The organism is Arenibaculum sp. (assembly GCF_035998295.1).
Taxonomy (GTDB): domain Bacteria; phylum Pseudomonadota; class Alphaproteobacteria; order Azospirillales; family Azospirillaceae; genus DASYHS01.
The window spans coordinates 18,964-31,295 of the sequence record NZ_DASYHS010000226.1; the positions used below are offsets into that span (position 1 = coordinate 18,964).

Sequence of the window (12,332 nt, forward strand, 5' to 3'; positions counted from 1 at the left end):
CCATGCCGCGGCTGCCCCGTCATCGGCATTTCCGGGCGGCCGCGCTGGCGCTGGCGGTGATCGCGTCGGCCTTCGCCGGCCCGGCCGCCGCGTCGGAGCAGTCGCTCGAATACGCGGTGAAAGCGACCTATCTCTACAAGCTCGCGCCCTTCGTCGAGTGGCCTGCCCATGCGCACGACCCGCAGACCGGTACCATCGACCTGTGCGTCGTCGGCGAGGACCCGTTCGGGGACACCCTGGACCGCGCCGTCGCCGGCCAGCAGCTCGGCGGGCGTCCCTTCGCGGTCCGGCGCATGCGCGTCCTCGACCCGCGGGCGCGGTGCCACGTGATGTTCCTCGGCGGCTCCGCCGCGCAGACGGCCGACGCCTTGCGCATGGCGCGCGGCATGCCGGTGCTGACCGTCACCGACGCCGTCGCGGACCCTGCGGCCATGGGCATCGTCAACTTCGTGGTCGTCGACGGGCGCGTCCGTTTCGAGATCGACGCCGCCGCGGCGGCGCAGAACGGGATCGCGATCAGCTCGAAGCTTCTGGATTTGGCGGTCGCCGTCCACCGCGGCGGGGAGACGCCGCGATGACGCGCGCGAGCGGGACCTCGGGGATCTGGCGGCAGGCGTCGGCGGTGGCGCTCGGCATCGCGGTGGCCCTGCTGATCGCAGGCGTCGCGATAGCGGCCTACAACGAGCGTGCCTATACCATGCAGAGGGCGGACGAAGCCTCGGTCCAGGCCCGGATCCTCGCCGCCGCGGTGACGGCGGCCCTGGCGTTCGAGGACCGCGAGGCCGCCCAGGAATACGTGAACGCGCTGGGCGCCAACCCCGAGGTCGAGGCCGCCTCGGTGTTCGACGCGGCGGGACTCCCGTTCGTCACCTACGCCCGCACCGCGGTGCTGGCGGTCTCGTCGGCGGACGGGTTCGCGGGGCCGGCGGTTTCGCCGGCGGATGGGTTCGCGGCTTCGCCGGCGGACGGGTTCATCGACGTCACGGCGCCGGTCGTCCAGGGAGGCATCGTCCTCGGCAGCGTCCATCTGCGCAGCGTCACCGAGCCCTTCGCGGCCCGCCTGGAGCGCTACGGCGGGATCGCGCTGCTCGTGACCATGGGCGTTCTGGTCGTCGTCGTGCTCGGCGCGGCGCATGCGGCGTTGTCCCGCGCCAACGCCGAGTTGCGGCAGCAGGCATCGGCGCTGGCCGAAGCCTACCAGAAGCTGAAGGCCGAGACCGAGGAGCGCGAGCGGGCCGAGGAGGCGCTGCGCCAGAGCCAGAAGATGGAGGCGATCGGGCAGCTCAGCGGCGGCGTGGCCCACGACTTCAACAACCTGCTCCAGGCGATGTCCGGCTGCCTGCGGCTGATCGAGCGCAAGGCGGCGGTCCCCGAGATCCGCCCGCTGATCGAGGCCGGCAGGCAGGCGGTCGACCGCGGCGCCAAGCTGACGCAGCAGCTGATGGCCTTCGCGCGCCGCCAGGCGCTGCGTCCCGAGCCGGTCGACGTCGAGGGCCGCCTGCGCGGCATGTCCGAACTGCTCGCCCGGGCCCTGCGCGCCGACATCGAGCTGCGGATGGAACTGGAGCGGGGGCTGTGGCCGATCGAGGTGGACCCCACCCAGTTCGAGCTCGCGGTGCTGAACCTCGCCGTGAATGCGCGCGACGCGATGCCGGACGGCGGCCGCCTGCTCGTCGAGGGGCGCAACCTGACCCTGTCGTCGGACCTCGGTCCCCAAGGGCTCGGTCCCCAGGGGCTGGCCCAGGAGCTGGCCGGCGACTACGTGCGCCTGTCCCTGACCGACACGGGACAGGGCATGTCCGCCGAGGTGCTCGCGCGCGCGTTCGAGCCCTTCTTCACCACGAAGGGCGTGGGGCAGGGGACCGGCCTCGGGCTCAGCCAGGTCTACGGCTTCGCGCGGCAGTCCGGGGGGACGGCGCATATCGACAGCACGCCGGGCCAGGGGACCTCGATCGTCCTGATGCTGCCGCGCTGCCTCGCCACCCCGGCCCCCGGCGGTCCGGAACCGGCCTCGGCCGCCGGGCCGGGTGGCGGTCGCCGTCTCCTGTTCGTCGAGGACGATCCCGTCGTCGGCGCGATGATGGCCTCCGCGATCGAGGACCTCGGCTACGTGGTGACCAGGGCCGTCTCCGCCGACGAGGCGCTGGCGCTGGTCGAGCGCGGCGAGGAGTTCGACCTGCTCTTCACCGACGTGGTGATGCCGGGAACGGCCAGCGGCCTGGACTTGGCACGCGAGGTCCGGCGCCTGCGGCCGGCCATGCCGATCCTGCTCACGAGCGGGTACAACGAGGGTGCGCAGGCCGGCAAGGAGTTCCCCCTCCTGCCCAAGCCCTACCGGGTGGAGACCCTCGCCGACGCCCTGGCGAACCTGGCGGAGGGCCCCCGGGTCGTCTCGTCCTAGCCGGCGGGCATCTCCAGGCACCGGCGGACATGCGTCAGGAATTCCTCCTTCTCGAAGGGCTTGGCCAGCGTGTCCGCGGCGCCGAGGCTGCGCGCCATCCGCAGGAAGTCGAGGGTGCCCAGCCGGCTCCCGCCGGAGATCGCCAGGATGCGGACGCCGGGATCCTCGCTGCGCAGGTCGCGGATCAGCCCCAGGCCTTCCTCGTTCGGCATGATGATGTCGGTGACCACCAGGTCCGGGCGCCGGCGGCGGAACAGCTCCAGCCCTTCGCTTCCGTCGGCCGCCGATACCGTCTCGAAGCCGGCTGATTCCAGCATCTTCTCCAGGGTGCGGCGGACCGGGGCGTCGTCGTCGACGATCAGTATGCTGGGCATGGGAGGCTTTCGGCCGCCGGGACGGCGGTGGTTGCGGGCAGGGTGATCGTGAAGACGGCGCCGGCGCCGGGACGGCTCTCGACGCCGATGCGGCCGTGGTGCCCGGCGACGATGCCGTGCACGACCGCGAGGCCGAGCCCGGTGCCTTCGCCGACGGGCTTGGTGGTGAAGAAGGGCTCGAAGACGCGCGCCAGGACCGCGTCGTCCATGCCCGGTCCCGTGTCCGCGACGGCCAGCCGGACCGTCGCCCCGTCCTTCTCCAGCTCGACCGTGATGGCGCCGGGCGCCTCGCCGATGGCCTGTGCCGCGTTCGTGACGAGGTTGATCACGACCTGGTGCAACTGCATCGGATCGGCCAGGACGACGGCGCCGGCCGCGAGGCGGCAGCGCAGGTCGACCGCGGCGGGCAGGACGCGGCGCAGGAAGTCGCAGGCGCTTGCCACCACCTCGGCGAGGTCGACGGCGCGCCGTTCCGGCGCCTCCTTGCGGCTGAAGGCGAGGATCTGGCGCACCAGCGCGCGTGCGCGCGCGGCACCTTCCAGCACGAGCGCGAGGTCGGCGCGGCTCCGGCTGTCCTCGGGCAGCTCTTCCAGGATCAGCTCGGTCATTCCGAGCACGGGCATCAGCGCGTTGTTGAGGTCGTGCGCGATGCCGCCCGCGAGCGTGCCGAGGGCCTCCATCTTCTGCGCCTGCTGCAGCTGCCGCTCCAGCTCGAGGCGCCGCGTCTCGGCCAGGCGCAGCTCCGTGACGTCCTGGAGCGTGCCGACGATGCCGGTGACCTCGCCGCTCTCCGAGCGGGCCGGCTCGCATTCGCACCACCCGTACCGGGTTCCGCCCTCGGGCCCCGGGATGCGGATCTCGATGCCGGCCGGGGTGATGCCGCCCTCGGCCTGCGCCAGGAACGCCCGCAGGCGGTCGCGGGCGTCCCGCGCCACGAGGTCCAGCATGCCTTCCCGGGTCGGCTGCCAGCTCTCCGGAAGGTCCAGGATGCGGTACATTTCGGACGACCAGTGGGCCTCGCCGGTCCGGACGTCCAGTTCCCAGCTCCCCGTCCGCGCGACGGCCTGCGCCCGCGCCAGATGCGCCTCGCTGCGGCGCAGCCGGGCCTCGCTGCGGCGCAGGGCCTCCTCCATCTCCTTCAGCGAGCTCACGTCGAAGTTCAGGCCGGAGATGCGCAGGGCTTGGCCGTCCACCCCCGAGACCATGCGCCCGCGCGACGACAGCCAGCGCATCGTGCCGTCGGGGCGCAGGATGCGGAACTCGAAGTTCTGCCCCCGGCGCCCGGACTCCGCGATGCCCCTCGTCGCCGCGTCGACCGCGGCCCGATCCTCCGGATGCACGATGCGCAGCCACGCCTCATGGGTCGGGACCGGGCAGGCCGGGTCGAGGCCGTGGAGCTGGTAGTTGCTGTCGGACCAGGTCCGCCGGTCCGTCGCCGGGTCCCAGTTCCAGACGCCGGCCTGTGCCGCTTCCAGGGCGAAGTTCAGGCGTTCGTGGCTGTCGTGCAGCTCGCGTTCGATCTGCTTGCGCCGGTTCACGTTGCGCAGCGCGGCGACGACGGATGCGCGGCCCGCCGCCTGCGGGCCGGAAAGGCGGCGCATCGAGCCTTCGACCCACACGGCGCCGCCGTCGCGGGTCAGGAGGCGGTATTCGACCGGCTCGCCCGCCGTGCCGGCCGCCGCCGCCTCGACCGCCGCGCGGACACGCTCGACGTCGTCGGGATGGACGAGGTCGAGGGCGGACCGGCCGACCAGTTCCTCCGGCCGGTGGCCTGCCAGGGTGTGGAAAGCGGGCGAGGCGTAGGCGTACCGCAGGTCGAGGTCGAGCACGCCGATCGCGTCGGAGACGTTCTCGGCGAGCAGGCGATAGCGCTGCTCGCTGTCGCGTAGCGCGGCGTCGGCCCGGCGTTCCCGGACCAGCATCAGCAGCGCGGAAAGCGCCAGTCCCGTGCCGAGCCACGCCAGGACGTCGACGCGGATATCTCCCACCGTGCCGTGGGCGCGGTGCAGCTCGAAGGCGAAGGAGGCCGCCAGCAGCCCGAAGGTCGCCAGGACGGCCGACGACATGGCCTGGCGCCGCCGGCCGGTCTTCCGGCTATTCCCAACCTGCATGCCGTCCCGTCGCCGCGATCGTTGCCGAGCGGCGATTATGGGTCGGCGGTGTCCTTAAAATAGGTAAATATGTAGCTATCTAAGGATGAGCGGCGGAAGGCCCATTACTCGAAAGCGGACCCGCCCCCAGCCCTCGCCCCCAACCCCCGCCCCGCAGCCCCGGCTGCGACATGCGCGGCCGGGGCGCCGGCCGGTCACGCGCGCCGCATGGCGTCGTGGATGCCGTCGAGGTACCGGTTGGCCTCGGGGATCAGGTGGGTCAGCAGGGTGAAGGCGTGGATCAGCCCCTTGCCCAGCACCAGTTCGCACGGCACTCCGGCTTCCTTCAGCTTCCCCGCGAGCGCGTAGCTTTCGTCGGCGACGCCGTCGCACTCCGCGACGACGATGTAGTGCGGCGGCATCCCCGGCAGCGCCGGGAAGATCGAGGGCGAGTTGTAGGGATCGACGCCCTCGGCGCCGTTCGTCAGGTACAGGTCGCGGTAATGTTCGATTTCCTCGGTGTCGAGGTGGTAGCCGCTGCCGTAGGTCTTGAGCGACGGCACCGAGACGGTCTTGTCGTACCAGGGCGTGATGCCGACCACCAGCTTGACCGGCGGGCCGCCGCGCTCCATCGAGCGGCGCGCCGTGGACGTGGCGAGGCAGGCGCCGCAGGACGTGCCGGTGAGCACGATGCGCTCGGGGTTGCCGCCGTAGCGCGCGCCGTTCTCGGCCGCCCAGATCAGGGCGTCGTAGCAGTCCTCGTCCGGTGCGGGATAGGGGTGCTCCGGCGTCTTGCGGTACTCGATCGCGACGACGACCGCCGGGACGCTGGCGGCGTAGCGCCGGCATTCGTGCTCGCTCTCGTCGATGCCGCCGATCGCGAAGCCGCCGCCGTGGAAATAGACGATGACCGGCAGGTCGGCGCTGCCGGCGGGGACCCCCCGGTAGACCCGTCCCGGCTGCTTGCCGGCGCGCGTCGGGATCTCGACGTTCTCGACCAGGTCGCACGGCGCCATCGGCGGCCGGCCGGAGGCGATCAGCATCTTGTTGAGCGCGCGCCGGCGCTGCACCTCCACCTTCCACAGCGGCGGCAGCTTCTTCTTCGCCATCATCTCCGTCATGGAATCGAGGTACTTGGCCGTGTCGGGATGGAGCGGGGCAGGCGCTTGCACGTCGGACGTGGTCATCGATGACATCCTCTCGTCGTTGGCTCTCATTGCAGGGCTTCGGTGCTCGGGTGAGGGCCGGGGCGGGCGGGTGCCGGTTCGCGAGACGTGTCGGCCTGGCTTCCGATGTCCCTTCGGCGCAACAACTATGGCGACCGTCGAAAATTTCCGCAATGTCATAAAGCTATAAGATTATCGGTGCGCCTGCTCGGGACGGGAGCGTGGTGGAACGCACCCGTACCCATCCTCTGCGGGCGGGCCGTTCGGGTGGGACCCGGACGGGCAGGCCGGGCCTGTCGGGGGTCGTGTCCCAAAAACGGAGACTGGCCGTAGTGCCAATCTCACGAAAACAATAGTCAGAGAAAATAATCTAGGATCATGTAATGAATACAAAGATGTTCAGAAAATATTCTAGAATATTTTTAATATATTGTAGTTGACGGCTTGGGTGCGTGAACATATACCATGGAATCTAAAGAAGATTTTAAGAACGACTGGTCGGCGCATTCGATATGCTGCCCCGGCCGGTAACGTGTCCAAAGCATGCACCGGGTTCGAGGGCGTAAGGCCGGGGATCCGCGGCAAGGCGGCGGCGATGGTTCTTTCCGGCCGCTTACCGGCGATGGGGACGTAAGCGCTGAACGTCGAAACCCTGTTCAGGCGAGCCGAACATTGACGTCCACTCTTACGGCCCGAGCGGAGCCGCGCGAAGCCGCTCCCCGATCATCATCGGCAGACCCGTTGCCGAGCGACCGTCTGTCCACGCTGCTCATCGACATCGAAGCGGATTACGGGGGCCGCCTGGCTTTGGCGCGCGCTCATGTCCGGCTGCGGCATGAAGAGCGTGCGCGCTGGCAGCGCGCCGGGATCGGGGAGTTGCCCTCGGACGGCCGGGACTTGGCAGCCTGCCTGCTGGGCAGGGCCCAGGCCTTCGGCGGGCGCGAGACCGTTGCCGGAGCCGACGAGGCGCGCTTCGTGTTGACGCAGTTCGCGCCGCAGGGCCTGACCAGCGGGTGTGTGCTGCAGAACGTCGCCTGCGCCGCCTTTTCGCACGAAGCCGTTCCAGCGCTGGCCCACGCCGTCCACAGCTGGCAGGTCGGTGCCGGCAGCATCGAAGGCAATCACGGCGTCCTTTATCGGCAGTGGCTCGAGAGTGTCGATGTATGGCTGCCGGACGTCGGGTCCGAACTGCTGAGGACGAGCGCCGATTTCGTGGCCTCGGCCTGGGACCTCCCGGCATACCGGCTCAGCCTGTCGGTCTTCCCGGAAGGATGCCTGCCGGAGATCCTCGGCGCGACGCTGTTCGACGTCTGCATGCCGGCGCCCGCGCTGGTGACGGCGGCAGGCGCGAGCGGTCTTGCCGGCGGGTCCAGGTATCTGGCCGCACGGAGCGCGACGGAGCACCAGCGGATCCTGGCCAAGGCTGTCGAGGCGATCGCACTGGCGGTCCCGCCCGGCGGGGCCGGGCAGGAAATCGGCGCGCGCGTCGCCGAAGGTTTCATGACGTCGCTGTACCTGTCGCAGGCATGGTCGCAGGACACGTCGGACAACCTGCGCCGCGACCCCTTCGGCGCCATGGTGCGCATGATCGCCCGCAAGGCCAGGTTCGCCGTCGGCTACCACGCTCACATGAAGCTGAACCAGCAGCCGTTCGACGAACTGGTCGCAGGCGATCCGGTGCGCTTCGTGCGCGAGCTCGGACGTTCGCGGTGGGTGAGGCGCGGCCGCCCGGACGACAGCCTGCTGCTGACCAGGCTGACAGCCTTCGGCGGGCCGATGTTCCGGGTGTTCTCGAATCCTGAACTCGCGGTCATCCGGGAGTGGATCGCATCCCTGCCCGAGGCGGATGGCGATCTGGGGGCCCCGTCATCCGTCCCGGCGGGCGGTCTGCGGACGACCCGTGACACGCCTGAAACGGTCGCGCGGCAGGAGTGCGCCGCCCCCGCCAATGCCCCCGCCAATGCCCGCGACCTGTACTGGAGACTGCTGAACATCGAGCGCAACCCGGAGGCTCGGACCGAGGCGCTGGCGTTCGCTACGCTCTGGCTGGCCCGCAGCGCCCGCAACATCGACGCCGCCCCCGACCCGATCCCGTTCAAGGAATATTCGCACACCGGTCTTCGGCGCTGGTTCGACGAGAAGGCGATCGCCCAGGCGCGCTCCTACGCGCGGGATCGAAATGGCGTTCGCAAGTCGCGTGAGGAGGTGATCGACGAAGCCCTGCAACTGTGTCCGATGATCCTGATCGACGGCGCCTGGCTGCAGCGGTGGGGGAACCCGGGGCTCGTCGGAACCAAGGTGGGCGCGCTGTTGTACGCGATCCTCTCCGACGAGATCGGAAATGGCGAGACGCAGCTCAACCATCCCAACATCTACCGCGCACTCATCGCGGACATGGGGGTGGACCTTCCCGACTTCCGTAGCCGGGAGTTCGCCCATTTCGACCGCTTCGACGATGACGCCTTCTCCGTCCCGGCCTTCTGGCTGAGCGTGTCGCAGTTCCCGCGCCGATTCCTGCCCGAGACGCTCGGGCTGAATCTGGCGATGGAACTTTCAGGCGTGGGCGGCGCCTACCGGACGGCGCGGGACGAGCTGCGCCGCCACGGTTTCAGCACGTTGTTCGTCGATCTCCACAACACCGTGGACAACGTTTCGACCGGGCACTCCGCGATGGCCCTGGACGCAGTCGAGCTTCACATGGACGAGGCGGTCCGCTCGGGGGGCGGCCGGTACGCCGCGGCGCAATGGAAGCGGGTCTGGGTCGGCTTCCGGGCGCTCTCGCCGCCCCGGGTCGGCTGGAAGGAGCTGTTCGCCCGGCCCCGCTACGTCGTCTGACCTCCGACCCTCCAGACACCAGAACCAGGATCGAACAGTGGCTTCCTACGTGTTGGGCTTGTCGTCAGGCTATCACGACAGCGCCGCCGCCCTCCTGCGCGACGGCGAGATCGTCGCCGCCGCGCAAGAAGAGCGGTTCAGCCGCGTGAAGCAGGACCCCCGGTTCCCGGCCGCCGCGCTGAAATTCTGTCTCGACGAGGCCGGGATCGCGCCGGGTGACGTAGACACGGTCTTCTATTACGAGAACCCGCGCAAGAAGCTGAACCGGATCGCTTCAACCTATCTGAACTTCGGCCTGCGGGGTTACCGGTCCTTCGTGTCCGAGATGCCGGCGTGGCTGGGGCGGAAGGCGCACGTCAAGAAGGCGCTGCGCCGGGAACTATCGGCCCGTTTCGGTGCTGCGGCCGCTTCTCCCGCCATCGAATACATCGACCACCATGAATCGCATGCTGCCTCGGCCTTCTTCCCCAGCCCGTTCCAGGAGGCGGCGGTACTGTGCGTCGACGGCGTCGGTGAATGGGCGACCACCTCGGCATGGGTGGGATCCGGAAACGGCCTGGTCCCCCTGTGGGATATCCGCTTTCCGCATTCGCTGGGCCTGCTCTATTCGGCGATCACCTATTTCTGCGGGTTCAAGGTCGATTCCGGCGAATACAAGCTCATGGGCCTGGCCCCCTATGGCGAGCCGACCTATCGCGACCGGATACTGGACCATCTGATCGACGTGAAGCCGGACGGCAGCTTCTGGCTGGACATGGACTATTTCGACTATGCGGTCGGCGACTGCATGGTCAGCGACCGTTTCGCCCGGCTGTTCGGCGGTCCCCGGCGCATGCCGGAAGGTCCGATCACCAGGCGCGAGTTCGATCTCGCTGCCTCGATCCAGGTCGTGCTGGAGGAGGTGCTGCTGCGCCTGACGGCGACGCTCCGGCGCCAGACCGGCCGGAAGGCGCTGTGCATGGCCGGCGGAGTGGCGCTGAACTGCGTGGCCAACGGCAAGCTGCTGCACGCCGGCATGTTCGAGGACATCTGGGTCCAGCCTGCATCCGGCGACAGCGGCGGCGCCCTCGGTGCCGCGCTTGCCGGATGGCATGGCAGGAAAGGCGCCGCGCGGCGGCCGCACGACGGCGACCGCATGAAGGCGACACTGCTCGGGTCGCATTACGACGACGTCCGCATCGAGGCGGCGCTGCGGGAGCGCGGCGCGGTGTTCACCCGGCTGGCCGACGGGACGCTGTGCGACGAGGTCGCGGATCTGCTGGCCGCCGGGAACGTCGTCGGCTGGTTCCAGGGCCGCATGGAGTTCGGGCCCCGGGCGCTCGGCTCCCGCTCCATCCTGGGCGACGCTCGCAACACGACGATGCAGAGCGTGATGAACCTGAAGATCAAGAACCGGGAGTCGTTCCGTCCCTTCGCCCCCGCGGTGCTGGAGGAACACGCCGCGGCGTGGTTCGATCTGGACCGCCCCAGCCCCTACATGCTGTTCGTCGTCGGCGTCCGGGACGAGCGGCGCATACCGGTTTCGGATGCGGAGCGGCGGCTTGCCGGGATCGAGCGCCTGAAATGCGTCCGCTCGTCGGTGCCGGCCGTCACGCATGTGGACTACTCGGCCCGGGTGCAGACCGTGGGACCCGACGCGAACCGCCGCTTCCGCGCGCTGCTGGAGCGCTTCCACGAGAAGACCGGCTGTCCGGTGCTCGTCAACACGTCCTTCAACGTCCGGGGCGAGCCGATCGTCGAGAGCCCGGACAACGCGTATCTGTGCTTCATGCGTACCCAGATGGACGCGTTGGTGATGGGCAACTTCCTGCTGCGCAAGGAGGACCAGCCCGTACACGTGGAGACGTCCGACTGGCGTGCGGAATTCGCTCTTGATTGACGCCACCCACGCCCGGACGCCCCCGTTCCTGCCGGATTCAGGAGAGCGATCGCCATGAAGCATCTATCCAGCGGACTCCTGCTGCTCGTCTTTTCCGCGATCTTCCTGCTCGTCGTCCTGCCGGCCGGTCTGCTGGTGCGTCCGTTCGCGGATTCGATGCGTCTGCGCCGGGGCGATCGCCTGGCCAGCTACCTCAACATGGCACGGGCACCGGGACCGGCGCCCCCCGACGGGGACGACGTCTCCGGCCTGCCCGCACCGCCTGACCCCGCCCGCACCCGCTGACCCCGCAACCGACCCGGACGGACGCAGAGACCATGAGCCGCAAACCGCTGACGCACGAAGATGCTGTCCTGGAGGTATATCGTCTTACCCCGCAGATCCGGGAATACGACGAGTTCATGTATCTCGGCGTGCGGTGGCTGCCCTACACCATGTTCTTCCACCACAAGAACTACCGATCGGCCGTCATCAACACCGACGCCCTCGGATTCCGCTACAGCGACTGCCGCGGCACGCCGGTCAGCGTTGCCGACATGCCCGAGGGGAAGGCGATCAACCTGCTGGTCGGCGGCTCGACCACGCTCGGCACCGGGGCGACCACCGATGCGGGCACGGTGGCCTCGCGCTTGGCCGCCCACACCGGTGAGCCGTGGCTGAACCTTGGCGGGCGGGGCTACAACGCCGTGCAGGAGGTGCTGCTGTACCTGATGCACCAGCATCGTTTCGGCCGCATCAACAACGTCGTGGTGTTCAGCGGGATCAACACTCTGACGCTCGAAGGCCTGCCGGATAATCTCGCGAGCGACCATGGCAGGTACTACTATTCGTTCGAGTACCAGCATTACATGGAAAAGTACAACGAAGACCTGAAGCGGCGCTCCAGGACCTACGCATCGGAGCTGGACAACCGGAGCAAAGGGTTCTTCTCGCGGTACCTGGACAAGCTGCGCGCCGAGGAAAACCCTGCCGACGTCGTCATCACCGATGAGGAGACCGACACCGGGGAGCGCGTCAGGCGTGCCGCATGGACGATCACCAATGCGCTGCGGCAATGGCAGCAACTGCTGGCCGGCACGGGTGCCCGGCTGACTTTCGTGCTGCAGCCGATGTCCTACTGGACGCGCGGCCACCTGACGCCCGAGGAGGCCGACGTCTTCCACGCCATCGACAGCTGCCCCAACAACTTCTGGCGCCTTTTCAGCAAGATTCTCGGCGAGGAAATCCATCGGCCCTTCTCGGACGCGATCGCGTCGTCCTGCGAGGCGCGGTCGATCCGCTTCGCCGATATGAATGACCTGATGAAGGATTCACCGATCCTGAACGAGTACCTGTTCGTTGATCGGGTTCACTTCAACGATAAGGGCTATGACGAGGCTGCACGGTTGATCGCCGCACGAGTTCTTTGATCGGAAACATGGAGAGTGACGATGCGCAAGTCGGGAACTTTGGGGTTCTGGGGAATTCTGCGGGCGATGGTGCGCCGGATGTTCGGTCGCAAGAAGCGGCAAAGCTCGATCTACCCGCTGCGCTGAACGGGTCGGCTCAGGGGCCGCCGATCCCGGCCAAGCCGGGATCGGCTCGACG

Annotated in this window: 9 protein-coding genes; 6 read left to right on the forward strand and 3 right to left on the reverse strand. The window is 69.0% G+C overall.

Annotated elements, in window-relative coordinates; all coding sequences use genetic code 11:
* The first annotated feature begins 2 nt into the window (after nucleotides 1-2).
* Nucleotides 3-578, forward strand: coding sequence for a TOL_0243 family YfiR-like periplasmic protein (locus VGO20_RS21935; RefSeq protein ID WP_327504519.1), 576 nt, complete (start codon nucleotides 3-5; stop codon nucleotides 576-578).
* Nucleotides 575-2,401 (forward strand): ATP-binding protein, encoded by a 1,827-nt coding sequence (locus tag VGO20_RS21940; RefSeq protein WP_327504520.1) that lies wholly within the window; start codon nucleotides 575-577, stop codon nucleotides 2,399-2,401. Before VGO20_RS21935 ends, VGO20_RS21940 begins: the two co-directional genes overlap by 4 nt.
* Here the strand turns inward: VGO20_RS21940 and VGO20_RS21945 are convergent.
* The 3 genes from VGO20_RS21945 to VGO20_RS21955 form a co-directional block, all read right to left on the reverse strand.
* The gene (locus tag VGO20_RS21945; protein WP_327504521.1) at nucleotides 2,398-2,775 is read right to left on the reverse strand and encodes a response regulator; all 378 of its coding nucleotides are present in this window, start codon (nucleotides 2,773-2,775) and stop codon (nucleotides 2,398-2,400) included. The genes VGO20_RS21940 and VGO20_RS21945 overlap by 4 nt on opposite strands.
* Entirely contained in the window at nucleotides 2,760-4,841 is a 2,082-nt protein-coding gene (locus VGO20_RS21950; protein WP_327504522.1) for a PAS domain-containing sensor histidine kinase, read from the reverse strand. Before VGO20_RS21950 ends, VGO20_RS21945 begins: the two co-directional genes overlap by 16 nt.
* A 239-nt stretch (nucleotides 4,842-5,080) precedes the next feature.
* Nucleotides 5,081-6,052, reverse strand: a complete 972-nt coding sequence (locus VGO20_RS21955) for an alpha/beta hydrolase (RefSeq protein WP_327504523.1) — start codon at nucleotides 6,050-6,052, stop codon at nucleotides 5,081-5,083.
* A 720-nt stretch (nucleotides 6,053-6,772) separates the two neighbouring features.
* Here VGO20_RS21955 and VGO20_RS21960 point away from each other — a divergent pair.
* From VGO20_RS21960 to VGO20_RS21975, 4 genes are read left to right on the forward strand one after another with little or no spacing between them, the layout of a single operon-like run.
* Nucleotides 6,773-8,866, forward strand: coding sequence for an iron-containing redox enzyme family protein (locus VGO20_RS21960; RefSeq protein WP_327504524.1), 2,094 nt, complete (start codon nucleotides 6,773-6,775; stop codon nucleotides 8,864-8,866).
* A 37-nt stretch (nucleotides 8,867-8,903) separates the two neighbouring features.
* On the forward strand, nucleotides 8,904-10,745 hold the full coding sequence (locus VGO20_RS21965) for a carbamoyltransferase family protein (RefSeq protein WP_327504525.1): 1,842 nt from the start codon (nucleotides 8,904-8,906) through the stop codon (nucleotides 10,743-10,745).
* 54 nt (nucleotides 10,746-10,799) lie between these two features.
* On the forward strand, nucleotides 10,800-11,030 hold the full coding sequence (locus VGO20_RS21970) for a hypothetical protein (RefSeq protein WP_327504526.1): 231 nt from the start codon (nucleotides 10,800-10,802) through the stop codon (nucleotides 11,028-11,030).
* A gap of 32 nt (nucleotides 11,031-11,062) precedes the next feature.
* Nucleotides 11,063-12,154, forward strand: coding sequence for an SGNH/GDSL hydrolase family protein (locus tag VGO20_RS21975; protein ID WP_327504527.1), 1,092 nt, complete (start codon nucleotides 11,063-11,065; stop codon nucleotides 12,152-12,154).
* Nucleotides 12,155-12,332 lie beyond the last annotated feature (178 nt).

What these genes read in the sequence shown, in the direction of transcription:
- VGO20_RS21935 (WP_327504519.1), top strand. Translation starts at nt 3, where the DNA reads ATGCCGCGGCTGCCCCGTCATCGGCATTTCCGGGCGGCCGCGCTGGCG.
- VGO20_RS21940 (WP_327504520.1), top strand. Translation starts at nt 575, where the DNA reads ATGACGCGCGCGAGCGGGACCTCGGGGATCTGGCGGCAGGCGTCGGCG.
- VGO20_RS21945 (WP_327504521.1), bottom strand. Translation starts at nt 2,775, where the DNA reads ATGCCCAGCATACTGATCGTCGACGACGACGCCCCGGTCCGCCGCACC.
- VGO20_RS21950 (WP_327504522.1), bottom strand. Translation starts at nt 4,841, where the DNA reads ATGTCGTCGGCCGTCCTGGCGACCTTCGGGCTGCTGGCGGCCTCCTTC.
- VGO20_RS21955 (WP_327504523.1), bottom strand. Translation starts at nt 6,052, where the DNA reads ATGACCACGTCCGACGTGCAAGCGCCTGCCCCGCTCCATCCCGACACG.
- VGO20_RS21970 (WP_327504526.1), top strand. Translation starts at nt 10,800, where the DNA reads ATGAAGCATCTATCCAGCGGACTCCTGCTGCTCGTCTTTTCCGCGATC.
- VGO20_RS21975 (WP_327504527.1), top strand. Translation starts at nt 11,063, where the DNA reads ATGAGCCGCAAACCGCTGACGCACGAAGATGCTGTCCTGGAGGTATAT.